General features: G+C 67.0%; 20 protein-coding genes and 1 tRNA gene. 17 read left to right on the top strand and 4 right to left on the bottom strand.

The genetic code is table 11. The features are described from left to right. The 10 genes from BJ987_RS12230 (at window position 1) to BJ987_RS12185 (ending at window position 11,273) form a co-directional block, all read left to right on the top strand. Window positions 1–1,158 (top strand): serine hydrolase domain-containing protein, encoded by a 1,158-nt coding sequence (locus tag BJ987_RS12230; protein WP_209888353.1) that lies wholly within the window; start codon window positions 1–3, stop codon window positions 1,156–1,158. After that, the gene (locus BJ987_RS12225; RefSeq protein ID WP_209888351.1) at window positions 1,155–2,195 is read left to right on the top strand and encodes an NAD(P)-dependent alcohol dehydrogenase; all 1,041 of its coding nucleotides are present in this window, start codon (window positions 1,155–1,157) and stop codon (window positions 2,193–2,195) included. The genes BJ987_RS12230 and BJ987_RS12225 overlap by 4 nt, the downstream gene beginning before the upstream one ends. A 16-nt stretch (window positions 2,196–2,211) precedes the next feature. Then, window positions 2,212–3,873 (top strand): steroid-24-oyl-CoA synthetase, encoded by a 1,662-nt coding sequence (casG, locus tag BJ987_RS12220; RefSeq protein ID WP_209888349.1) that lies wholly within the window; start codon window positions 2,212–2,214, stop codon window positions 3,871–3,873. 6 nt (window positions 3,874–3,879) lie between these two features. After that, entirely contained in the window at window positions 3,880–5,622 is a 1,743-nt protein-coding gene (locus BJ987_RS12215) for an N-acyl-D-amino-acid deacylase family protein (RefSeq protein WP_209888345.1), read from the top strand. Window positions 5,623–5,735: 113 nt separating this feature from the next. After that, window positions 5,736–6,653, top strand: coding sequence for an alpha/beta fold hydrolase (locus BJ987_RS12210; RefSeq protein ID WP_209888342.1), 918 nt, complete (start codon window positions 5,736–5,738; stop codon window positions 6,651–6,653). Between the two features lie 25 nt (window positions 6,654–6,678). Continuing rightward, entirely contained in the window at window positions 6,679–7,653 is a 975-nt protein-coding gene (locus tag BJ987_RS12205; protein WP_209888339.1) for a DoxX family protein, read from the top strand. Window positions 7,654–7,700: 47 nt separating this feature from the next. After that, on the top strand, window positions 7,701–8,288 hold the full coding sequence (locus tag BJ987_RS12200; RefSeq protein ID WP_209888334.1) for a TetR/AcrR family transcriptional regulator: 588 nt from the start codon (window positions 7,701–7,703) through the stop codon (window positions 8,286–8,288). Window positions 8,289–8,600: 312 nt separating this feature from the next. Beyond that, complete coding sequence (ctaD, locus tag BJ987_RS12195; RefSeq protein ID WP_209888332.1) at window positions 8,601–10,361, top strand: aa3-type cytochrome oxidase subunit I; 1,761 nt, start codon at window positions 8,601–8,603, stop codon at window positions 10,359–10,361. A 160-nt stretch (window positions 10,362–10,521) separates the two neighbouring features. Then, window positions 10,522–10,725: a hypothetical protein gene (locus tag BJ987_RS12190; RefSeq protein WP_209888329.1), complete on the top strand. Its 204-nt coding sequence runs from the start codon at window positions 10,522–10,524 to the stop codon at window positions 10,723–10,725. 89 nt (window positions 10,726–10,814) lie between these two features. Continuing rightward, the gene (locus BJ987_RS12185) at window positions 10,815–11,273 is read left to right on the top strand and encodes a DUF2231 domain-containing protein (RefSeq protein WP_209888326.1); all 459 of its coding nucleotides are present in this window, start codon (window positions 10,815–10,817) and stop codon (window positions 11,271–11,273) included. On the opposite strand, the gene BJ987_RS12180 is transcribed toward BJ987_RS12185, so the two are convergent. Continuing rightward, window positions 11,261–12,052, bottom strand: a complete 792-nt coding sequence (locus BJ987_RS12180; protein WP_209888323.1) for a phosphatidylethanolamine N-methyltransferase family domain-containing protein — start codon at window positions 12,050–12,052, stop codon at window positions 11,261–11,263. The two genes, BJ987_RS12185 and BJ987_RS12180, sit on opposite strands and share 13 nt — an antisense overlap. 94 nt (window positions 12,053–12,146) lie before the next feature. Here BJ987_RS12180 and BJ987_RS12175 point away from each other — a divergent pair, with 94 nt between their 5' ends. The 4 genes from BJ987_RS12175 (at window position 12,147) to BJ987_RS12160 (ending at window position 15,324) form a co-directional block, all read left to right on the top strand. After that, a complete protein-coding gene (locus BJ987_RS12175; RefSeq protein WP_209888320.1) occupies window positions 12,147–12,959 on the top strand; it encodes a nuclear transport factor 2 family protein in 813 nt (270 codons plus the stop codon). 62 nt (window positions 12,960–13,021) lie between these two features. Next, window positions 13,022–13,591 (top strand): TetR/AcrR family transcriptional regulator, encoded by a 570-nt coding sequence (locus BJ987_RS12170; RefSeq protein WP_209888316.1) that lies wholly within the window; start codon window positions 13,022–13,024, stop codon window positions 13,589–13,591. A 78-nt stretch (window positions 13,592–13,669) separates the two neighbouring features. Further along, a complete protein-coding gene (locus BJ987_RS12165; RefSeq protein WP_209888313.1) occupies window positions 13,670–14,704 on the top strand; it encodes a medium chain dehydrogenase/reductase family protein in 1,035 nt (344 codons plus the stop codon). A 29-nt stretch (window positions 14,705–14,733) separates the two neighbouring features. Then, on the top strand, window positions 14,734–15,324 hold the full coding sequence (locus tag BJ987_RS12160) for an ABC transporter permease (RefSeq protein WP_209888310.1): 591 nt from the start codon (window positions 14,734–14,736) through the stop codon (window positions 15,322–15,324). Window positions 15,325–15,380: 56 nt separating this feature from the next. Here the strand turns inward: BJ987_RS12160 and BJ987_RS12155 are convergent. After that, a tRNA-Met gene (locus BJ987_RS12155) sits at window positions 15,381–15,454 on the bottom strand. Between the two features lie 564 nt (window positions 15,455–16,018). Between BJ987_RS12155 and BJ987_RS12150 the strand changes: the two genes are divergently transcribed. Then, window positions 16,019–16,573, top strand: a complete 555-nt coding sequence (locus tag BJ987_RS12150) for a transglycosylase family protein (RefSeq protein WP_209888307.1) — start codon at window positions 16,019–16,021, stop codon at window positions 16,571–16,573. Window positions 16,574–16,720: 147 nt separating this feature from the next. On the opposite strand, the gene BJ987_RS12145 is transcribed toward BJ987_RS12150, so the two are convergent. Next, window positions 16,721–19,714: a UPF0182 family protein gene (locus BJ987_RS12145; RefSeq protein WP_209888304.1), complete on the bottom strand. Its 2,994-nt coding sequence runs from the start codon at window positions 19,712–19,714 to the stop codon at window positions 16,721–16,723. A gap of 240 nt (window positions 19,715–19,954) precedes the next feature. Between BJ987_RS12145 and BJ987_RS12140 the strand changes: the two genes are divergently transcribed. Further along, complete coding sequence (locus tag BJ987_RS12140) at window positions 19,955–20,548, top strand: PPA1309 family protein (RefSeq protein ID WP_209888301.1); 594 nt, start codon at window positions 19,955–19,957, stop codon at window positions 20,546–20,548. Here the strand turns inward: BJ987_RS12140 and BJ987_RS12135 are convergent, their stop codons facing one another. Next, window positions 20,549–21,580, bottom strand: coding sequence for a YlbL family protein (locus BJ987_RS12135; protein ID WP_209888299.1), 1,032 nt, complete (start codon window positions 21,578–21,580; stop codon window positions 20,549–20,551). 162 nt (window positions 21,581–21,742) lie between these two features. Between BJ987_RS12135 and BJ987_RS12130 the strand changes: the two genes are divergently transcribed. Next, the gene (locus tag BJ987_RS12130; protein ID WP_209888296.1) at window positions 21,743–23,176 is read left to right on the top strand and encodes a zinc-dependent metalloprotease; all 1,434 of its coding nucleotides are present in this window, start codon (window positions 21,743–21,745) and stop codon (window positions 23,174–23,176) included. Window positions 23,177–23,224 lie beyond the last annotated feature (48 nt).

Below are 23,224 nucleotides of genomic sequence, written 5' to 3'. Positions count from 1 at the left end.
ATGACATCAACCACCGCAACAACTTCGGGCTCCTGCACCGACCGATTCTCCGGTCTGCGTCAGGAATTGGAGAACCAGCTGGCCTCCGGCGCGGAACTGGGCGCGTCGATCGCCGTGGTCGTCGACGGCGAACCGGTCGTCGATATCTGGGGCGGGCATCTGGATCCGGAACGCACCCGGCCCTGGGCGGCCGACACCATCGTCAACGTCTTCTCCATCACCAAGACGATGACCGCGTTGTCCGCACTGCTGCTCGTCGATCGCGGCGCGCTGGACGTGCGCCGGAAGGTAGCGCACTACTGGCCCGAGTTCGCGGCGAACGGTAAGGCGGACATCGAGATTCGGCACATCCTCGGGCACACCTCCGGAGTGTCCGGATGGCAGCCGCCGATCACGATCGAGGACATCTACGACACCGAAGCCGCCGCCGCGCGCCTGGCTGCCCAGCCGCCGTGGTGGACGCCCGGTACCGCGTCGGCCTATCACTGTCTGAACTATGGGCATCTCGTCGGCGAGGTGGTGCGCCGGATCACCGGCCGCACCCTGGGCAGGTTCTTCGCCGAGGAGCTGGCCGGTCCGCTCGGCGCGGACTTCCACATCGGCACCGGACCCGAGCACCGAGCCCGGATCGCCCCGCTGATCCCGCCGCCCGCACTGGAATTCGACATGTCGCTGCTGGATCAGGAGAGCATCCTGGTCAAGACGCTCACCAGCCCACTGCTCGATGTGGCGGCGATGACGCCGACTCCGCAGTGGCAGCAGGCCGAAATCGGCGCCGTCAACGGGCACGGCAACGCGCGGTCGGTCGCCCGGGTGCAGTCGCTGATCGCCAACGGTGGCACGCTCGACGGCCGGAAGTTCTTGTCCGGCAAGACCATTGATTTGATCTTCGAGCAGCAGTCCGACGGGGTGGATCAGGCGCTGATGGTGCCGCTGCGTTTCGGCATCGGATACGGGCTGCCGCAGCCGCACACCGCGCCGGAAGTCCCCGAGGGCCGCGTCTGCTGGTGGTCGGGTTACGGCGGCTCCATCGTCGTGAACGACCTGGAACATCGAATGACGTTCGCCTACACCATGAACAAGATGGAGCCCGGCATCCTCGGCTCAGCACGGGCGAACGCCTACCTGCGGGCGGCCTACGCGGCGGTACGGGCGTGAAAGCACTGCAACTGACCGGTCCGGGCGCGCTGGAACTGCGCGAGGTTCCGGTTCCCGAGATCGGTCCGGCCGATCTGCTGCTGCGGGTGGGGGCGGCCGGTATCTGCCACTCCGACCTGTATGTCCTGCAACTGCCGTTCCAGCTCCGCCCGGACCCGCTCACCCTCGGACACGAGATCGCGGGCACCATCGAAGCGGTCGGCGGGGCGGTCGACGGCCGGACCGTCGGTGAACGCGGACTGGTCTACCTCTGCTGGTCCTGCGGCACCTGCCGGGAATGCGTGAGCGGCAATGAGAATGTGTGCCTCGCCGCCGGTCGGGTCGCCATGCCACCGTGCCCCGGACTCGGCCCCGACGGCGGCATGGCCGAGTACATCCGCATCCCCGCAAGCTCTTTCGTGCCGATCGGCGATCTCGAGTTCGCGCAGGCCGCACCGCTGGCCGACGCCGCGCTGTCGAGCTACCACGCGATCGAGGGCGCCCGGCCCCAGCTGCAACCGGGATCGACGGCTGTGGTCATCGGCGTCGGCGGGCTGGGACACGTCGCGGTACAGATCCTTACCGCTACCACCGCGGCCCGGGTGATCGCGGTCGATATCGCCGCGGCGAAGCTGGAACTCGCGGCACGCTGCGGCGCCGCCGAGGGCCTGCTGTGCGAATCCGGCACGGCGCAAGCCATTCTGGACCGTACCGGCGGGCGCGGCGCCGAGGCGGTGTTCGACTTCGTCGGCACCGACCAGACCGCGAATCTGGCGGTGGCGTCGGTGGCCCCGAACGGCGCTTACCGGATGGTCGGACTGGGTGGCGGCGCACCGGAAATCACCGCCGGCCCCGCCGGTGGACCGGGCTGGCCCTGGGGTGCGTCGGTGCGAAAGTCTTACGGCGGCACCAAATCCGATCTGCTCAATTCCGTAGCGCTCGCGCGGTCGGGCCGCATCCGGGTCGAGGTCGAACGCTTCGATCTCGCCGACGGGCGCACGGCGCTCGACCGGCTCGACCAAGGCCTCATCCAGGGCCGCGCGGTACTGATCCCTTAGACACGAGGAAAGCCTCATGACCAAACCTGTTGACGCGCAAGCGATGGCGGCCCAGATCGCCGGACGCTTGACCGGCCCGGGCGGACCGTTCGAAATCACCGTCGAAGACGTGCTGGGCGCGAAGATTCCAGTGCTGAAGCATCGCGGAAAATCACTGACCGATGTCTTGCTGGCCTCCGCGGCACTGGGCGACCGCGAGTACCTGGTGACCGAAGATCGCCGGATCACCTACGCCGAACACAAGTCCGAGGCGGTCGCCCTGGCTTGGGCGCTGCAGGAACGCTACGGCGTCCGCCAGGGCGACCGGGTCGGGCTCTTGGCGGCGAACAGCATCGAGTGGGTCGTCTCCTTCTGGGCCACCCAGCTGCTCGGCGCCATCGCCGTCGGCTACAACGCCTGGTGGACGCCGCGGGAGATCGGCTACGGCCTCGAGCACACCACGCCGAAGGTCTTGATCGTCGACACCAAGCGGGCCGAGCGGCTGGCCGGTCTGGACACCGGCGTCCCGGTGCTGACCATGTCGGAGCAGCTTCCGGCACTGATCCAGGAGTTCTCCGGCCGCGCGAGTGTGCCGCCGGAGGTGGCGGTCGGCGAGGACGACCCGGCCGTCATCCTCTACACCAGCGGCACCAGCGGCCGTCCCAAGGGTGCGGTGCATTCACAGCGAAACCTGTTGTCTGTCATCGACTATCACCGCTTCAACGACGCGATGGCGGCGGCGTTCGGCGGCGGTGCGGACGACGGCTCCCCCAAGGGCCGCCGATTCCTGGTCACCTCACCGCTTTTCCACATCGCCAGCCTGCACAACCTGGTGCTCCCGCGCATGGTCACCGGTGACACCTGTGTCATCTATCAGGGCGGTTTCGACGCCGACCGGGTGTTGCGCCTGATCGAACGCGAGCGCATCACCAACTGGGGCGCCATGCCCACCATGGCGACTCGGCTGCTCGAGGCCGACCTCTCGAACTACGACCTGTCCTCGCTGGCCGCGTTCTCGCTCAATTCCGCGCCGTCCTCGGCGGCGTTGCAGCACAAGCTGCGCGAGCAGCTTCCGGTGGCGCGCACGGCACTGGTCACCAGCTACGGCATGACCGAATGTTCCACCGCCGCGACCATTGCCGCTCCGCAGGAGCTGGCCGCGTTCCCGGATACCGTCGGCCGCCCCGTGATCGGCGTGAATCTGGAGATCCGGGATGCCGCGGGCGAACCGGTGGGCGAGGGAGTCGAGGGCGAGATCTGCGTTCGCAGCCAGTATGTGATGCTCGGTTACTGGAACGACGACAAAGCCACGGCCGCGGTCATCACGCCCGACCGCTGGCTGCGCACCGGCGATATCGGCATCCTGGAACAGGGTCGGCTGCGCCTGTCCGGCCGCCGTTCGGATCTCATCTTGCGCGGCGGGGAGAACGTCTATCCGACCGAGGTCGAACAGGCGCTCGACGAGCACCCGGCGGTCCGCGAGAGCGCCGTCCTCGGGGTGCCCGACGACGACCTCGGTCAGCAAGTCGCGGCCCTGGTCGTGGTCGGCGCACCGGACGCCACCACCGAACAGGAACTGACCGAGTTCGCCGCGGAGCGACTCGCGTACTACAAGGTGCCCGCCCGCTGGCGGATCACCACCACCCCCTTGCCCCGCAATGCCACCGGCAAAGTCATGCGGAGCGGTCTCGAACTGTGAGAACCCATGTACGACACCATCATCAAGGGCGGCCGCTGGTTCGACGGAACCGGTGCGCCCGCCGCCATCCGTCATCTGGGCATCCGGGACGGCCGCGTCGCCACCGTCACGCCCGAACCACTCGCTGAGACCGGGTGCCCGCACGTCATCGACGCGACCGGCAAATGGGTGCTGCCCGGCATCATCGACATCCACACCCACTACGACGTCGAGGTGCTGACCGGGCCCGCGCTGACCGAGTCGGTACGCCACGGCGTCACCACCGTATTCCTGGGGTCGTGCTCGCTGTCGACCGTGCACGTCGACGCCACCGACGCCGGGGACCTGTTCGGGCGGGTGGAGGCGATTCCCCGCCGGCACGTCATCGAGGCCGTGACCCGAGCCAAGACCTGGTCCAGCGCAGCGGAATACGTCGAAGCGCTGGAGGCGCTGCCGCTCGGCCCCAACCTCGCCGCGTTCATCGGGCATTCCGATATCCGAGCCGCGGAGATGGGGCTGGACCGCGCCACCCGCTCCGATGTCCGCCCGACCGCGGCCGAATTGGCGACGATGTCGGCCAAACTCACCGAGGCACTGGACGCCGGCTTCCTCGGAATGTCCTCGCAGCAACTGATGTTCGACAAAGTCGACGGCGAGCTGTGCCGTTCCCGCACGCTCCCGTCGACCTTCGCGACCACCCGGGAGCGGCGGCGGCTCAACGCGATCCTGCGCGACCGGGGCCGCGCCTTGCAGGGCGGCCCGGACGTGGCCAAGCCGCAGAGCCTGATCGCGATGGCGGCCTCGAGCCTCGGCCTGTTCCGCAAGCCGTTGAAAGTCAGCCTGCTCTCCGCGGCCGACATCAAGGCCATACCGGCTGTGGCGCATATCTTTCCGCTTCTCGCCCAGGTGATCAACCGGCTCGGCGGCGACTTCCGCTGGCAGCATCTGCCGGTGCCGTTCGAGGTCTACTCCGACGGCATCGACCTGCCGGTGTTCGAGGAATTCGGTTCCGGCGCAGCGGCTCTGCACCTGTCCAACCAGCTCGACGAGCGCCGCGAGTTGCTGCGCGACGAGGCCTACCGCCGCCGCTTCCGCAAGGACTACGACAAGAAGTACGGTCCGCGGGTCTGGCACCGCGACTTCTTCGACGCCGAGATCGTCGAGTGCCCGGACCCGGCCGTCATCGGAAAGACCTTCGGCGAAGTGGGTGTGGACCGGGGCGGTCTGCATCCGGTGGACGCCTTCCTCGACCTGGTGGTGGAGCACGGCGACAAAGTGCGCTGGCACACCACGATCTCCAACCATCGACCCGAGGTCCTGGCCCGGTTCGCCGCCGATCCCGGTGTGCAACTGGGGTTCTCCGACGCCGGTGCGCATCTGCGGAATATGGCCTTCTACAACTTCGGCTTGCGCCTGCTGCGCCGCGTCCACCTCGCCGAGCAGGCCGGCACGCCGTTCCTGTCGATGGAACGCGCCGTGCACCGGATCACCGGTGAACTCGCCGACTGGTACGGCTTGGACGCCGGACACCTGCGGCCGGGCGATCGCGCCGACGTCGTCGTTCTCGACCCCGCCCGCCTGGACGACGCCGTGGAGGCCTACGCCGAATCCCCCATCCCGGAGTTCGGCAATCTGTCCCGCATGGTCAATCGCAATGACGACACCGTCACCGCCGTACTGATCAACGGCGAGCACGTGTTCGGAAACGGCGCACCCAACGAGCTCCTCGGGAAACAGCGCACCGGCCGCTTTCTGCGCGTAGGCGTCTGACGTTTTCGGCCGCGCCGTGACCGGCCGAACCATATCGAGGCGGGCGACGGCGGACTCGGATTACCGTGGATCGCAGGGCGGGCGCACCGGCCTCCCGATCGCAAGGAGGCGATGTGGCCACTTTCGCGCACCACGGACGCAGCGTGGTCTACGACCGCATGGGCGAGGGACCACCGATCGTGCTGTTGCACAACGCGGGTGCGTCCCGGCGGATCTGGGCTGATCAGATCGCCGAATTGCGGCGTGATCACGAGGTTTTCGCACTCGACCTACCCGGTTACGGCGAATCCCAGCGTCCGGCGACCGGCTATCGGCTGGTCGACTATGTGCGCATGCTCGACGCGTTCCTGGACGCGCGGCACTGCACCGATGTGGTCCTCGTCGGGAACTGCCTGGGCAGCGCGATCGCGCTGAGCTACACCATCACCCGGCCCGCGGCCCGGGTGCGGGGGCTGGTGCTGATCAATCCCCTCACCTGGAACACCGTGTACCGGGGTCGGCAGGCGCCACTGGCCTGGCTGTCGGCCAGACTGCCCCTCGCGCCGCTGGCTCGGCGACTCGCGCTGCCCGACCGGGCAGCCGAGTTGATCGTCGCCAACCAGCTGGGCTCGTCCGGGCGGGCCCGGCGGCTGCAGAATTCCCCGACCTTGAAAGGCCCCTGGGGCGACCCCGGGCGACTGATCGCATTGGATCGGCTGGTCCAGGACTTCCCGGCCTTCCGGGCGCTCGATACCTTCCGTCCCGGCCCGGGCTTCCCGCCGATCTGCACTATCTGGGGCGCGCAGAACCGCATCTTGTCCGCCGCCGCCGGCGCCGCGCTCGACGCCTCCACGCTGCGGCCGCACACCAGCGTGGTCCTGGCGGACTGCGGGCACCTGCCGATGATGGAGGATGCCGCCGCGGTGACCAGCACCATCGTCGAATTTCTCGCCGGCCTACCGGGACCCTCGGAATTCGCGCAGGTAGAACCCGTGTCGCCGACAGTTGATCTTGGTGTTTGGCGGGAGAATGCGCGGGAACCCGACCACTAAGCCACCGAGGAAAGGGTTGCCCGCTATGTTGCTACGCCGACTTGCCCGACCACTGCTTGCGACCACGTTCATTGTCGACGGGGTCGACACCCTGATCCATCCCGAGCCACGGGCGAAGACGGCCGCCACGCTGGTCCAGCGCGGTGAACGCACGCTGCCGGACAAATACGCGGCGAAACTTCCCGCCGACCCGGGCACTGTGGTGCGCGTCAACGCGTTCGCCCAGGTCTCCGCCGGCGTGCTACTGGCGCTGGGCAAGACGCCGCGACTGGCGTCGCTCGTGCTCGCCGCGACGGTCGTGCCGGCCACGATCACCGAACAGAACTTCTGGGACGAGGAGGATCCGGACCGCAAAAACGCCAAGCGGACCGCCTTCCTCAAGGATCTCGGCCTGCTCGGCGGGCTGATGATCGCCGCCGCCGACACCGAGGGCAAACCTTCGCTGGGCTGGCGCGGCCGCAAGGCGGCGTCGGCCGCGGCCGCGGCGTTGCCCTTCACCGGGTCCTCGGACTCGCAGACCGCCGAGGTGCTGCGGGAACGGGCGCACGAAGCGGCCGTCCGGGCGCAGAAGTTCGGTGAGATCGCCGCCGCGAAGGGCGCCGTGCTCGCCGAGACCGCGCAGCATCGCGGCACCGAACTCGCCGAGGTCGCCAAGCACCGTGGGCCCGAGATCGCTTCTACGGCAAAAGAACACGGTTCCGAGTGGGCCGAATACGCCAAGGAGCACGGCTCGGAATGGGCCGAGATCGCCAAGAAGCGAGGCGCCGAATTCGCCGAGATCGCTCGGGAGCGCGCGGCGGAACTGGCCGAGATCGCCCGCCAGCGGGGCTCGGAATTCGCCGAAGCCGCGCAGCATAAGGGTACGGAGCTGGCCGACACCGCCCGCGAACGCGGACCGGAACTTGCCCACACCGCTCGCGAACGCAGCGCCTACCTAGCTGAAGCCGCACGCGAACGGGCCGAGGCGGCCCGGGAGCGCGCCGAAGCGCGGCGGCATTGATCGGACGGCCTGAACCGCGGCGTTCCGTCGCGGTTTAGGCTGGATTCATGGCTGCGCGCGAAGACCCCGTCGTCGGTGCCCGCGAACGGATCCTGTCCGCCGCCTACGAACTGTTCACCCGGCGCGGTATCCGTGATGTGGGCATCGACGAGGTGATCTCGCGAGCGGCCATCGCGAAAGCGACGCTGTACCGGCATTTTCGCACCAAAGACGACTTGGTTCTCGCCGTGCTGGAACGGCGCGAGAAACTGTGGACTTTCGGTTTCATCGAGAAACAATCGCACCTACGCGGCGCCACTCCCGAGCAGCGCTTGTTGGCCATTTTCGATGTGTTCGACGAATGGTTCACCACCGAAGGTTTCGATACCTGCACCTTCGTCAACGTCTTGCTGGAAATGGGCGCGGATCATCCCACCGGAATCGCCAGCATCGGTCATCTCGCCACCATCCGGGACATGGTGCGCAGCCGCGCCGAGGAGGCGGGCTTACACGATCCGGATGATTTCGCCCGCTCCTGGCACATCCTGATGAAGGGATCGATCGTCGCCGCGGCCGAAGGGGATCGGCTCGCCGCACGCCGCGCCCTGGAAATGGGCGAGGCGCTGATCGCGCGGTTCCGGGTGCCAACCTGCTAACCGGCCGGCGGGCGGGTTCGGCACGCTGCGACTCCAGTTACCCGGGATGCTGATGCAGCGCTACGAGTCCCGCCGGTGCCACCCATCCCTCCGTGGTCGGAGAGGTGAGTCACACCGTGGCCGCGAGTCGCCCGGTAATCCCATGTGTTCGGCCCAAACTCCGCATGTCGGTGATCGAACAGGCGCATAATCCCCGTCACAGGCTGGTCGGCGGTGATGGAAGGTGGCGACCACTGTGAGTGAGCGCAGCGAACAAACCGAAATCACGACCGGCTACTGCCGGGGCGGAGCCGAGCGGAGCGAGGCGTAGCCATGGCAGTCACCGAGGTCCAGGCAGTACGGCCCTACCCCCGCCGGCTCGGGCCGAAGGGCTCGTACCTGTGGAAGATGATCACCACCACCGATCCCAAGGTGCTCGGTGTCATGTACCTGACGAGCGCGATGTCGTTCTTCTTCATCGGCGGCCTGATGGCGCTGCTGATGCGCGCCGAATTAGCCCGTCCCGGTTTACATTTCCTGTCCACCGAGCAGTACAACCAGCTGTTCACCATGCACGGCACGATCATGCTGCTGTTCTATGCGACCCCGATCCTCTTCGGATTCGCGAACGCGGTGCTGCCGTTGCAGATCGGGGCGCCCGATGTCGCCTTCCCGCGCCTGAACGCGTTCAGCTACTGGCTGTACCTGTTCGGCGCGACCATGGCCACCGCGGGTTTCATCACGCCCGGCGGCGCCGCCGACTTCGGCTGGACCGGGTACACCCCGCTCAGTGACTTCCAGCATTCGCCGGGCGTCGGCGGGGATCTCTGGATCATGGGGCTGGCGCTGTCCGGTGTCGGCACCATCCTCGGCGGCGTCAACATGATCACCACGGTGGTCTGCCTGCGCGCACCGGGCATGACGATGTTCCGGTTGCCCATCTTCACCTGGAACATCCTGGTGACCAGTGTGCTTGTGCTGCTGGCGTTTCCGATTCTCACCGCCGCGCTGATGGGGTTGTTCGCCGACCGGCATCTGGGCGCGCACATCTACGACCCGGCGACCGGCGGCGTCCTGCTGTGGCAGCACCTGTTCTGGTTCTTCGGGCATCCGGAGGTCTACATCGTGGCGCTGCCGTTCTTCGGCATCGTCACCGAGATCTTTCCGGTCTTCAGCCGCAAGCCCCTATTCGGTTACAGCACACTGGTTTACGCCACGCTGGCGATCGGCGGTCTCTCGGTGGCGGTGTGGGCGCATCACATGTATGCCACGGGTGCCGTTCTGCTGCCGTTCTTTTCGATCATGACGTTCCTGATCGCGGTCCCCACCGGAGTGAAGTTCTTCAACTGGATCTGCACCATGTGGCGCGGGCAGCTCACCTTCGAGTCACCCATGCTGTTCGCACTGGGCTTCCTGGTGACGTTCCTGTTCGGTGGTCTGTCCGGCGTCATCCTGGCCTCGCCGCCGCTGGACTTCCACGTCACCGACAGCTATTTCGTGGTCGCGCACTTCCACTACGTGCTCTTCGGCACCATCGTGTTCGCCACCTTCGCGGGCATCTACTTCTGGTTCCCGAAGATGACCGGGCGCATGCTCGACGAGCGTCTCGCCAAGTTCCATTTCTGGACCACCTTCCTCGGGTTCCACACCACTTTCCTGGTGCAGCACTGGCTCGGCAACGAAGGCATGCCACGCCGCTATGCCGACTATCTCCCCGGTGACGGTTTCACCACGCTGAACATGATCTCCACGATCGGCGCGTTCATCCTCGGCGCCTCGATGCTGCCGTTCATCTGGAACGTCTTCAGGAGTTACCGCTATGGCGAAGTCGCGGCCGTGGATGATCCCTGGGGCTACGGCAACTCGCTGGAGTGGGCCACCACCTGCCCGCCGCCGCGGCACAACTTCTACGAACTGCCGCGCATCCGGTCCGAACGCCCCGCGTTCGAGCTGCACTACCCGCACATGATCGAGCGCAACCGAGCCGAGTCCGCGGTCGGCTGGGGGTCGAAACGGGCCCATCGGATCGCCGAATCGGCGCCCGCGCTGGAAAAGACCGGGCAACCGGACCAATCCGAAACCAAGGAGCCGTGATCCGGCATCGCCCGGCTCCGTCTCGCGGCCGCCACGGCCGCGAGAAGCAGTCTGTGTCGCTGTGGCTATGTCATGCCCGTGACCGGATCCCCCTAGCGAAGTAATTGCCGCCTCCACACGCCTATTACCTGAGCGTCATCTTCACCTGAGTAATCAGATTGTGAGCACCCCTGTGGATCTCGACCATCGCGGCCACGACCGCGATCATGACCTCGTCCTCGTCCGGCAGTTGTCCAGCCCCGGTCTGCGCCGCCTCGTGCGCACCACGGTCGGCCTCTCCGAAGAATCCATCGACCTGCTCACCAGAGTCAGCGAGCGCCTGCGCGCCGCCGAGGGAGCGTTACCCGACCCGGCCATGAACTGACAGCGCACGACGCGAATTGCCGTCGCGGTATACCGCGCGGCGGTGGTCGCATCGGCGATACTGAGGCCGAACCGAACTGGGAGCGCCTCATGTCGACGATCGACGGTTTGCCCGCGCATGTGCTACTCGTGCACGTCATCGTAGTGTTCGTGCCGCTCACAGCCCTGTCGCTGGTGCTGTGCGCGGTGTGGCCCGCCGCGCGGCGGCGCCTGATCTGGCCGGCCGTGGCGCTGGCCGCGATCACGGCCGCGCTGACGCCGGTCACCATCATCGCCGGTGCGAACTTCGCGACACGGTTCGGCCCGTCCGAGGCGCTGCAGAAGCACACCGATCTCGGCGGCACCATGAACTACTTCGCGGTGCCGCTGCTGCTGGCCGCGGCCGCGCTGCTGGTGGTCTTCCTACGCGAGCAGCGTGGGAAACCCCTTGCGCACCTACTCATTTGGGTCATCGCGGTGCTGACGATCGGCGCGAGCGTCGCCGCGACTGTGCAGGTCTACCGCGTCGGCGAATCCGGCTCGCGGGCGGTCTGGGGTCAGATGATGTAGGGGATCAACGCTTTCCGCTCTGCCGGGTAGTCGGCGAACCGCTCCCGGTACCACTTGTGCGTGGCGAACGCGCGCGGCACCAGATTTCCGGCCGTGATCAGGAAGATCACCACCCCCGCCCAGCTCCAGGTGAGCAAGGCGAAGCCGGCCCAGGCCAGGAGCTCGCCGAGATAGGCCGGACTGGTGACGAAGCGGAAGCCGCCGCCGAAGGGGATTTTGTATTCGGTCGTCCCGGGGTTCTTCTTGTCCCGCAGGTTGCGCACAATCCACTCCGAGCGCACCAGCAGCGCGAAACCGCTCAGGTAGACCAGCAGACCGGCGAGGAATCGGGGATCGGTCAACCACTGCGTTCCGTACTGGTTCAGGTAGTCGTGGCTGAAGAACGACCCGTTGAGGTAGCCGTGCAGCGCCGTGACGAACATGCCCGCCGCCAGCACCGAAACATTGAAGCTGCTGCGCTTTCCGGGCACCTGCCGGATCGACAGCGGGAAGAACCAGCCACGATTCCCGTAGTGCAGCAACCAGATCCCGGCCAGCACCAGCGGCACCGGCTCGAACCGATTCGGCCCGCTCAGATAGAACACCGCGAACACCACGGTCGCGGGAATCTCCATCAGCCACCAGCCGAGCTTCGGATTCAGGTTGAAACCCACCTTGGTGGAGGCGAACCGGCCGTACGGGCTCTGCGCGAACATGCCGCCTATCAGCACGAAGGCCGCGAAGGCGAAGGCGACCGTGAGCACGGTGTCATAGGTGGTGTTCCCGGTGTACCAGTCCATCGAAATCCTTGCAGAGTGAGACAGCTCGCCGCTGAATTAGAACATGTTCTACCATGGGACGCAGCCTTGGCCCACAACCGCGGAGGAACCTCCCATGGCACTGAACCCGACCGCAGAAGCGCTGCTCGCGGCGGTGCAGGCCTCACCGCGAGCCGTTGCCGCACACGACAAATCCGCCTGGGTAGCGCTGTTCGCCGCGGATGCCGAAGTCAACGACCCGGTCGGAGCACGCCCGCACCTCGGCCGCGCCGCCATCGAGCGCTTCTACGACACGTTCATCGCCCCGAACGGCATCGCCTTCGACATCGAACTCGACCTCGTCCACGGGCAGTCGGTGGTACGCGATCTCTACATCGAGACCACCATGTCCACGGGCGCGACGGTGCGGGTGCCGATGCACCTGCGTTACGACCTCGCCGAGATCGACGGTCTCTGGAAAATCGTTCGGCTGGCGGCACATTGGGAATTCGCGGCCATGGTCACCCAGCTGATGCTGCGCACCGGCGTACGCGGACTGACCGCGTCGGCGAAGCTCGGTCCGCAACTGATCCTGAATCAAGGCGTCGGCGGCATGGTCGGCCTGATGCGGGCGATCCGCAGCGTCGGCCGGTCCGGGAAAGACGCAGTGGCACAACTCTTCACGGCCGCGGCCGCGACCGATATCGGCCGGGTGCGCACCTTGCTGGACGACAGCGCCATCCTCCAGCTGCCCGCGGGCAGCACGGTATCGGTGGAGGAGTTCACCAACCGCACCCGGAACATGCGCTGGGACAAGCTGATCGCCGCCGGGCGCACCGTGTCGGCGTCGGTGCGGCTGGACGAGGCACGCGGCGTCGCGTTCGTCGACTTCGCGACCGGTAGTCGCCGAATCACCGCGATCACCGTCTTCCTCGACGAAAACACCTGAGCGCCCGTCGGCCATCAAGCCACGGCTTGTCGCCGACAAAGAGTGAGTGTACAGTCACTCACATGAGCAAGAGCGGAGCCACCCTCTCCCGATCCGACGTCCGGCGCGATACCGTCGTGGACGCCGCGATCACCGAGTTCGCCCGCACCGGCTATCACGGCACCCCCATCAGCACGGTGGCGGCGACGGCTCAGATCTCGCCCGCTTATGTCTTCAAATTGTTCCCCGGCAAAGTCGCCCTCTTCGTCGCCGCGCTGGAACGCTGCTTCGACTTGATCGAGCGCGCCCTGTCATCGGGGGCGGCTCGGGCCGGCGAAACGGCCCCGGAGCAGATCCTGCACGAAATGGGCGGCGCCTACGCGGAACTCATCAGCGACAAGAGCCTGCTGATGCTGCAGGTGCACGCCCAGTCCGTCGCGGACATCCCGGAGATCGGCGCGGCCCTGCGCGCCGGGCTGGGCCGAGTCACCGGCTTCGCCAAACAACGATCGGGCGCGGCAGACGAGCAGGTTCAGCGCTTCATCGCCTTCGGGCAACTCTGCCACCTCATCACCACCCTCGGCTTGGACGGCGACGACAGCCCCTGGGCGACCATCCTCACGGACGGCATCCGCCACCCGAAGGCCCACTGACCGCAACCAGCGGCCCCCGCACGGGGGCCTTTATTCGACCCATCGAGTGATTGACCAGTCACACACTAGGAGCACGCCATGTCTACCACCGCCACCGAGATCGTCTTGCCCGGCCGCGTCGAACCGAACGGCCTGCTGATCACCGAGCGCGAACTCCCCGCACCCGGCCCGCACGAGGCACTCGTCCGGGTCGAGGCGAGCGGCGTCTCGTTCGCCGAGCAGCAGATGCGACGCGGCAAGTACTACGACCAGCCGCCCTTCCCATTCGTGCCCGGATACGACTTGGTGGGGACCGTGACCGCGGCCGGATCCGAGGTCGATCCGAGGCTGGTCGGCAGACGCGTCGCCGCTTTGACCAAAGTCGGCGGCTGGACCAGCCACGCCTTGCTCGACGCCCGCGATCTGGTCCGGGTCCCCGCGGCTCTCGACGCGGCCGAAGCGGAAACCTTTGTGGTGAACGGCATTACGGCGTGGCAAATGCTCTATCGCACCGCGAAAGCGAAGCCCGGCCAGACCATTCTGGTCCACGGTGCGAACGGCGGCGTCGGCTCGACACTCGTGCAATTGGCCCACGCCAATGGAATTCGAGTCCTCGGCACCGCTTCGGCCCGCAATGCCGCAGCCGTCGAAGCACTCGGCGCGACCTGGATCGACTATCGCGGTGACGTGCCACAACAGGTTCGAGCGCTCGCGCCGACCGGCGTGGATGCCGTGTTCGATCACATCGGCGGTCCCGGCATCCACGATTCCTTCGGACTGCTCGCACCGCACGGCACCCTGGTCTCCTATGGCACCGCGGCGACCAAGGACGACGCAGGCAACTCCCGGCTGCCCGTGCTGAAGCTCTTCGGGCAGCTATTGCTGTGGAAAGCCTTGCCCAACAAGCGAAACGCGCATTTCTACAACCTGTGGGCGGGCAAGCGCGACCTCCCCCGCTTCCGCGAACGCATCACCGAGGATCTCGGCGCGGTGTTCGACCTCGCCGCACAGGGCACGCTGCGCGCCCAAGTCGCGGCCCGCATCCCGCTGACCGAGGCCGCCCGAGCCATGGAACTCGCCGAGTCGAGCACTGTGGTCGGCAAAGTCGTCATCGTCACCGATTTCCCGGCCTGAACAATCCGATTCCCTCGAGGAGAAATGTTATGTCTCAGCACAATTCACACCTGCGCGCAATTCTGGACAACCGGCCGAGTTATCTGAGCTTCGGCGCGGCCTGGCTGTTCGGCCACGGCGCGTACGCCTTGTCGCACGGGGAAAATCCCCTTTTGCGACTCCCCTCCGCCGTGCCGAGTGCCCTGTTGATCACCGGACTGCTGTCCGCGCTGGTCATCACCATCGTGGTGAGCATGAAGGCCCAGCGCTCGGCCACCGGCCGGGACGCGGTAGTCGGGAATCTGCTCGCCGCCTCCTGGCTGGTCGGCTTCGGTGCGCTGTTCTTCATCATCACCGCGCTCAGTTCGGCGCTGAGCCAGGACGATCTGAAGATGCTGCTCTGGCCGGCCGGCTCCGGCCTGATCGTCGGCTTGCTCTATCTCGCGGGCGGAGCCGCGTATCGCGACGTGCTGCAATACGCGCTCGGCGCCTGGCTGGGCCTCACTTCCTCGGCCGCGCTCTTCCTCGACGGCGCCAGCCCGTACTGGGTCCTGGCCCTGGCGGGTGGCGGCAGCTATTTGGTCGCGGCGGCCCTGGAACCTCGTCGACGTGCGGTGGCAGCCGATCCCCGCTACGCGTGAGTTGCTCCGGACACATAAGAAGACCCAGGTCAGAAATTCTGACCTGGGTCTTGTAGTAGCGGGGACAGGATTTGAACCTGCGACCTCTGGGTTATGAGCCCAGCGAGCTACCGAGCTGCTCCACCCCGCGTCGGTAAACACAACATTACACACGTCTACACCCAGATGGCAAATCGCTGACGGAAGGGCGGGTTTGCGCAGGTCAACCAGCCGGACAGGGCTCCGATGGCGGGATTGCGGCCGAACCGGGAACCACGCGCGACACCCCACTCTGGGCCCACCGGGGGAACCGGTCCGATTTATCCGTTTTGCACAATCCGAAATCCGAAAACCCGCACATTCGATCTAGGTAGCACGTTTCAAACGTGCCCTGCATCACAATTTACCTGTGACGCCGAGCACATCACGGAGCTATAACCGACCGTTCGGGATCAGACCATAATGCGCAAGTCACCTGCACAGACAACGATAAATGTGTTATTTGCTTCATGCAATTCTCTCGTTATCAAGACGTGATCTGCCGAGATTTGTTCGTTACCGTCGTGCTCGGCCCGGAGGCAATCTGCGGATGGGCTAGAACTCGAGCCGTCGCACGCCGGTAACCCTGTCCCGCGGTTCGAGGATCCCCGACTCCTGGGGGCAGGGCCTCGACGGACATCCGTCGCGGAGGTGGGCACAGGGAGGGAAAACACACATGTCTGAGAACCGGAAGTTCAACGCCCGCGCCCTCGGCCTCGCGGCCGTCACCGGCGCCCTTGTTGCCGTCCCGTTCACACTCGCCGCCGGTACGGCCGAGGCTGCCACCCACAACTGGGACGGCGTCGCCCAGTGCGAGAGCGGCGGCAACTGGGGCATCAATACCGGCAACGGCTACTACGGCGGCCTGCAGTTCAGCCACTCCACCTGGGTGGCCAACGGCGGCACCGGCTATGCCCACAACGCCAGCAAGGCCGAGCAGATCCGCGTCGCGGAGAACGTGCTCGCCACCCAGGGCGTCGGCGCCTGGCCGACCTGCGGCAGCCGCCTGACCGAAGGCGTCTCCTCGGGCCTCGAGCCGGAGCCCGCCCCCGCGCCGGAACCCGAACCGGCCCCGGCCGTCCAGGCCGCGATCCCGTTCTCCCCCAAGGCCGCTGTCGACGAGGCCAAGAATGTCGGCGCCAACGTCGCCGCGCAGGCCGGGGTGCAGGATCTGTACCAGCAGCTGCTGGACCAGCACGCCCCGCTCATCGATTCGCTGGGCGGCAACTAAGACCCGCTGGGCGGGCCGCCGAACCCGGCCCGTCCAGTGCATACAGGAACGGCCTCGCTGATCACTGGGGATCAGCGAGGCCGCTTCTGTGGTAGCGGCGACGCACAGCGTCTCGATGACGGGTAGCGGTCGGGCGACCGGGTGGGCCTACTTGGCTTCCTGGTAGGCCTTCACCGCGACCTCCAGTTCGTTCAACGCCCGGCCGAGTTCGGCGAAGTCACCGGTCTTCATAGCCGTGCGTACCGCCTCGATCCGCCGATTCAGCTCCGCGGCCGCGGCATCCTTGGCCGCCGAGGACCCGGTCGGCGGCGTCACCGTGCCGGGCACCGGGGTGTTCGCTCCCGGCTGTGGCTGGCTGGTGTCCGGCGCCGGCGGGAGCGTGCCCGGCTTCGGCCGGTTGGCCGGATCCCCACCGGAGTTGGTGGCCAGCGCCCCGGCGCCGGGCAGCACCTCGTTCAGCGCTTCGGCCAGAGTCGGGGCATAGCCGACTCGAACGCTGCCCGCGTCGTCCCGGTAGCTGACCAGCACGCGCAGCAACTGCGGGAAGGTCGAGGTGTTCGGGCCGGTATTGCGCTCGTTGTAGAACGGCTCCACGTACAGGATGCCGCCGTCCGCGATCGGCAGCGTCAGCAGATTGCCGTACTTGATCTTGTTCGAGTTGGACAGCAGTGTCTTCTCCCGCGAGACCTCGTCCGCGGTCGTCATGCTGTTCTGCGTCTGCTGTGGGCCCTGGGTCTGCGTGTCGGTCGGCAAACGCAGAATCGTGAACTTGCCGTAGCCGTCCGGATCCGAGCGCACCGAGATGTAGGCCGAGAGGAACTGCCGGTTGAAGCCCACCATCGCGCTGGTCAGGTTGAACACCGGCTTGTCCGACTTCGGATCACCGAGCAGCACGTAGTACGGCGGCTGCTTGAAGCTGCCACCCTGGCTCTCGATCGTCGGATCGGTCGGCACCGACCAGAAGGCGTTGTTGGTGAAGAACTCTCGCGGATTGTCCACGTGGTACTTGGTCAGCATCTCGCGCTGGACCTTGAACAGATCCTCGGGGTAGCGGAAGTGCGCGCGCAGTTCCGGCGAGATCTCGCTCTCCGGCTTGACCGCTCCCGGGAACACACCGCGCCAGGCCTTCAGTACCGGGTCGGTGCTGTCGGTTTCGTAGAGGGTGACCGTGCCGTCATAGGCGTCGACGGTGGCCTTCACCGAGTTGCGGATATAGCTGACTTCCTTGCGGGGCAGCAGGCGACCGGTCTTCTGGTCGATGCTGTCCTCGACCGCACCCTCCAGCGAGGTGGTCTGCGCGTAGGGGTACTTGTCCAGCGTGGTGTAGGCGTCGACGATCCACTTGACGCGGCCCTCCACCACCGCCGGGTAGGCATTGCCGTCGGTGGTCAACCACGGCGCGACCTTCTGCACCCGGTCCTTGGGACTGCGGTTGAAGATGATCTTCGAGTTCTCGCCGATGGCCGAGGAGAACAACAGGTTGCGCTCGGCGTACTTGGCCGCGAAGGCCAGCCGGTTGAACCAGTTGCCGATCGGCACGCCGCCCGCACCGGTGTAGGTGTAGGAAGCGGTGTCGGAATCGTATTCGCGCGGGGCCTGACCCTCCGAGCCGCCGACGATGGCGTAGTCGGCGGTGGACTGCGAGATCAGCTCACCGAAGTAGATACGCGGCTGGTCCACCCGGATGTGCTGCTTGTCCGGGGCGGTAGCCAGGTCGCTGACCATGAAGATCGGATAGCCGCTGTCGCTCGCACCACTGGAGGCCTGATTGGCGTCGGCCTGCGGCTTGTTCACCCGGTTGGCCGGGGCCGCGACGAAGCCGTTGCCGTGGGTGTAGACGGTGTGCTGGTTGATCCAGTTGGTCTGTCCGCCGGACAGCGCGCGCGGATCCAGCTCACGCGCGGCGACGATGTAGTCCTGGACCTCGCCGTTGATGCTGTAGCGGTCGATGTCCAGCGATTCGGGGAAGCCGTAGAAGTTCTTGCGCTGCTGCAACTGAGTGAACGTGGGCGAGAGGATGTTCGGATCCAGCAGCCGGGCGTTGGCGATGGTGACCCGGTCGACCGGGACCTCCAGCGGGCTCTTGCGGCTCTCGCCCTTGTAGTCCTTGTATTCGATCTTGTCGGGGGTGATGCCGTAGGCATTCCGGGTCGCCGCGATATTGCGCTCGATGTACTCGGCTTCCTTGTCCGCGGCATTCGGGCGCACCGAGAACTGTTCCACGATCAGCGGATACACCGCGCCGACCAGAATGGAGGAGAGCACCAGCAACGCGGCCGCCATGGCCGGCACCCGCAGATCACGCAGCACGATGCCCGCGAAGAACGCGATCGCGCAGATCACCGCGATCGCGAGCAGGATCAGCTTGCCGGGCAGCACCGCGTTGATATCGGTGAACGAACCGCCCTCGAAGGTCGGCGCCTTACGACTGCTGGACAGCAACTCGTAGCGGTCGAACCAGTAGGCAACGGCCTTGAGCAGCACGAAGATTCCGGCGATCACCGCGAGCTGGACGCGCGCGGGCCTGGTCAGTACGCCCTCGCGGCCGCTCAGCCGCAGGCCGCCGAAGATGTAGTGGGTGACCAGGCTGGCGAAGAACGCGATCACGATCGCGACGAACAGCCAGTTCAGCACCATGCGGTAGAACGGCAGGTCGAAGGCGTAGAAGCCCACGTCGAGCTGGAACTGCGGATCGGTCTGACCGAAGTCGCCGCCGTTGAGGAACAGCTGCAGCGTCACCCAATTCGACTGCGCCACCAAACCCGACAGCAGGCCCAGCAGCACCGGGACGCCGATGCCGAACAGCCGCAGCCGGCTCATCACGGTGGTGCGGTAGCGCGCGATCGGGTCATTGGGTCCCGCTACCGGCACGAAGACCGGCCGGGTCCGGTAAGCCAGCAGCAACGCCAGCCAGACCACGAGACCGACGAACAATCCGACGGCCGCGAAAAGGATGACGCGGGACCGCAATACGGTCAGATAGACGTTCCGGTAGCCGACCTCGCCGAACCACAGCCAATTGGTGTAGGTATCGGTCAGCCGTGGTCCCAGCAGCAGCAGCGCCGCCAGAACAATGGCCGCCACCAGCAGCACTCGGCTGCGGCGGGACAACGATAAGCCGGTTGGGGGCCGCATGCCCACGATGCCACGCTCCAAGATCCGGCGGCGCCCGCACCGTTACCGGTGGGCGCCGCAGTCCGAATGTTCCAGCGGTCCACACGTGTCGACCGTCTCGCGCCCACTCTACGGAAACGGACACCGAAAGGTGCCTCGCGGCCCCGCCCGTCGCCCGACCACCACCTCGCCCGGGATCGCTGTCGCGATGCTGACCGATCGCGGTGTCTGTGTCCGGGCTCGTCGAAGTGATGCGAGGATGTTTCGGTGACCGCAGACCTGCACGCCGAACTCGTCCTGTCCCGCGCCGTACGCGAGGTAGCGGAATTCGCCGACGCCGAGGGCTGGGGACGTCCGCCGCAGCTGTTCGCCCTGGTACCCACCGCCGACCTGGTCGCCGCCGAGCCCGGGCTGCTGGACCAGTTGGATCAGGGCAACGAGCTGACGCCGATCGCCCAGGAAGCGTTGCCGGACGACATCACCGGCGGATCGATGGCACTCGACGAGTTCCTCGCCACCACCACCTGGCCACCGGCCGTACGGGGTTGCGTACTGGTGCAGGAGATCGTGGTGCTGCCGCCGGACGCGGAAAGCACGCTGGACGACGCGCTCACCCCGCTGCTGGCCGACCACGAGGCCGCCGACGCCGCCGCTCGCGCCGCCGCGCACGCCCATCCGGAACGCCGCGCCGCCCGCCTGTTCGCCGGTGTGCTCAGAGAAGGAATGCAGCTGGCGCTGCTACAGATCAAGCCCGAGGAAGACGACAGCTTCCCCGCTCTCGACCTGCGCACCTATCCGAACCTGGCCCCGAACGTGCTCGAAGCTCTGCACCACACCTTCGAGGAAGGCTTCGAGGACTGATCAGCCGGCGGCGCAGCTCACCGGCTCACGACCGGCGTTGATGTCCGCCAGAGACTGCACGGCGCCGTCGAGGTTTTCGACCTTCACCAGGCGCAGGCCGTCGGGCGTGCGGGCGCGGGCCTCGTTGCAGTTGGCGGCCGGGACCAGAAAGGTCTCCGCGCCGGCTTCCCGCGCGGCCATCATCTTGTATTGGATGCCGCCGATCGGACCGACCTTGCCGTCCTGTTCGATGGTGCCGGTGCCAGCGACGAACTTGCCGCCGTCGAGCTCGCCCGGGGAGAGCTTGTCGATGAGCGCGAGACTGAACATCAGACCGGCCGACGGGCCGCCGATGTCGGCGAGGTTGAAGGTGACCTGCATGGGCGGGCGCGCGCCCTCGGCCGGGGTGACCCCGAGGTAGCCCTTGGCCGGGTCGTCGGGGCGCGCGGCCAGGGTGATCTCGACGGTCTGCTCGGCGTTGTCGCGGCGCAGCGCGATCGTCAGCTTGCTGCCGGGCGCCTGCGAGGACACCGCGGTCACCACGTCCTGCGGCGTGGCGATCGGCGTCCCGTTGATGCTGACGATCTCGTCGCCGGGCCGCAGAATGTCCTTGGCGGGGCCTTCGTCGCCGACCTTGCGCACCAGCACCACCGTCGGCAGCTTCAGATAGTGCAGCGCGGCGACCTCGGCGTTGCCTTCGGAATCCTTGAAGTCCTGCTGGTTGGACTTGTCGATCTCCTCGCGCGGCACCCCGGGCGGATACACCTCGGCGCGCGGCACCAGGCCGTGCTCGCCGCTGGCCCAGAAGCCGAACGCCTCGAACAGATTGAGCCCGTCGCGCACCGACACGGTGGTCATATTGAGATGGCCGGTGGTCGGATCCACCTCGGTGCCGCGTACGTCCACTACCTGCTTGCCGTCGACTTCGCCGAGGGTGTTGAAGGTGGGGCCGGGGCCCAGTGCGACATAGGGCACAGTGATGACAGTGCCGAGTACGCCGAGTACGAGCACCGGGACGAGGGCGGCCAGCAGGGTCCAAATCCGACGATTCACCAGGCCCACCATAGTGATGGACCCCGCGCTACGGCCGCAGAGGCAAGCTTTTCAGCGGTCCGCGCGTCGAACCGATTTCGCCGACCCTTTCGAGCGACCCGCAAGCGATCGCTACGGTGCGCGAGCACTGACCACCAGGCCTGAACGAGTAGCGTAATAGACATGAGTGACATGCCGTTCGGATTCTCGGACCGTGACGACGACGACGCGCGCAAAGGCGACGAATCCCAGGGTTCCGGGGCCAACGACCCATTCAGTTTCGCCCTGGGCGGTTCGGGCGCGGGTTTCGATCCGTCGCAGCTCGGCCAGATGCTGACCCAGCTCGGGCAGATGCTCAGCGGCATGGGCCAGCCGGGCAGCGGCGGGCAGTCCGGGCCGGTGAACTACGACGTGGCCAAGCGGCTCGCGCGCCAGCAACTCGGCGCGGACCTGACCCCGGTGTCGGAGAGCACGGCGAACGCCATCACCGACGCGGCGCGCTTGGCCGAGCTCTGGCTCGACGGCGCCACCACACTGCCCGCGGGTGCGACCAAGACCGCCGCCTGGACGGCGAACGACTGGATCGAAGAGACGGTGCCGACCTGGAAGCGGCTCTGCGATCCGGTGGCGCAGCAGGTCAACGGCATGTGGACCGCGCAGCTGCCGGAGGAGGCCAAGGAGATGGCCGCCCCGATGATGGGCATGCTCAGCCAGATGGGCGGCCTGGCGTTCGGTTCGCAGCTAGGCCAAGCCCTCGGCCAGCTCGCCAAGGAGGTGCTGACCTCCACCGATATCGGCCTGCCGCTCGGCCCGAGCGGCACCGCCGCGCTGTTGCCCGCCGCGATCTCCGAGTTCAGCGCGGGCCTGGAGCAGCCGGAGAGCGAGATCATGGTCTTCCTCGCCGCGCGCGAGGCCGCCCACCAGCGTCTGTTCGGGCACGTGCCGTGGCTGCGCCAGCAGGTGCTCGGCGCGGTGGAGAGCTACGCGCGCGGCATCAAGATGGATTTCTCCTCCATCGAGGAGGCCGCGCAGGGTATCGATCCCATGACCCTGAGCGATCCGGCCAAGCTGCAGGAGCTGCTGTCACAGGGCGCGTTCGAACCGCAGACCAGCCCGGAGCAGAAGCAGGCGCTGGAGCGCTTGGAGACGCTGCTCGCGTTGATCGAGGGCTGGGTGCAGGTCGTGGTCGCCGCCGCCGTGGGCGACCGGCTGCCCGGCGCGGGCGCGCTGGCCGAGACGCTGCGCCGCCGGCGTGCCTCCGGTGGCCCGGCCGAGCAGACCTTCGCCACTCTGGTCGGCCTGGAGTTGCGGCCGCGCAAGCTGCGCGAAGCGGCGGCCCTGTGGCAGCGGCTCACCGACGACGCGGGCATGGAGAAGCGGGACGGCGTGTGGGCGCACCCCGATCTGCTGCCCGATTCCAATGATCTGGATCATCCGGCCGGCTTCATCGACTCGGTGATCGGCGGCGGTACCGGAGCGTTCGACGACCCGCTCGCCCAGCTCGCCGAAACCGAGGCGCGGGAACGTGACTCGGGCAATGCCGCGAAGCAGGAGGACGAGCCGGGGAAGCCGTCGACCGGTGAGGATGACAAGCCCGAGGACTCCGGCACGTCCTAGTCACTGTCCTGTGAAAATCGTAAATCCCTGTGCATAACAGGGGTTTTC

This window comes from Nocardia goodfellowii, from assembly GCF_017875645.1.
GTDB lineage: Bacteria > Actinomycetota > Actinomycetes > Mycobacteriales > Mycobacteriaceae > Nocardia > Nocardia goodfellowii.
Note: the sequence above shows the minus strand (reverse complement) of the source record. Positions and strands in the feature narration are given on the sequence as shown.

Excerpts from the sequence above, each read along its gene's own strand:
- BJ987_RS12230 (WP_209888353.1), top strand. The coding sequence starts at position 1 with ATGACATCAACCACCGCAACAACTTCGGGCTCCTGCACCGACCGATTC.
- casG (WP_209888349.1), top strand. The coding sequence starts at position 2,212 with ATGACCAAACCTGTTGACGCGCAAGCGATGGCGGCCCAGATCGCCGGA.
- BJ987_RS12215 (WP_209888345.1), top strand. The coding sequence starts at position 3,880 with ATGTACGACACCATCATCAAGGGCGGCCGCTGGTTCGACGGAACCGGT.
- BJ987_RS12205 (WP_209888339.1), top strand. The coding sequence starts at position 6,679 with ATGTTGCTACGCCGACTTGCCCGACCACTGCTTGCGACCACGTTCATT.
- BJ987_RS12200 (WP_209888334.1), top strand. The coding sequence starts at position 7,701 with ATGGCTGCGCGCGAAGACCCCGTCGTCGGTGCCCGCGAACGGATCCTG.
- ctaD (WP_209888332.1), top strand. The coding sequence starts at position 8,601 with ATGGCAGTCACCGAGGTCCAGGCAGTACGGCCCTACCCCCGCCGGCTC.
- BJ987_RS12185 (WP_209888326.1), top strand. The coding sequence starts at position 10,815 with ATGTCGACGATCGACGGTTTGCCCGCGCATGTGCTACTCGTGCACGTC.
- BJ987_RS12180 (WP_209888323.1), bottom strand. The coding sequence starts at position 12,052 with ATGGACTGGTACACCGGGAACACCACCTATGACACCGTGCTCACGGTC.
- BJ987_RS12175 (WP_209888320.1), top strand. The coding sequence starts at position 12,147 with ATGGCACTGAACCCGACCGCAGAAGCGCTGCTCGCGGCGGTGCAGGCC.
- BJ987_RS12170 (WP_209888316.1), top strand. The coding sequence starts at position 13,022 with ATGAGCAAGAGCGGAGCCACCCTCTCCCGATCCGACGTCCGGCGCGAT.
- BJ987_RS12165 (WP_209888313.1), top strand. The coding sequence starts at position 13,670 with ATGTCTACCACCGCCACCGAGATCGTCTTGCCCGGCCGCGTCGAACCG.
- BJ987_RS12160 (WP_209888310.1), top strand. The coding sequence starts at position 14,734 with ATGTCTCAGCACAATTCACACCTGCGCGCAATTCTGGACAACCGGCCG.
- BJ987_RS12150 (WP_209888307.1), top strand. The coding sequence starts at position 16,019 with ATGTCTGAGAACCGGAAGTTCAACGCCCGCGCCCTCGGCCTCGCGGCC.
- BJ987_RS12130 (WP_209888296.1), top strand. The coding sequence starts at position 21,743 with ATGAGTGACATGCCGTTCGGATTCTCGGACCGTGACGACGACGACGCG.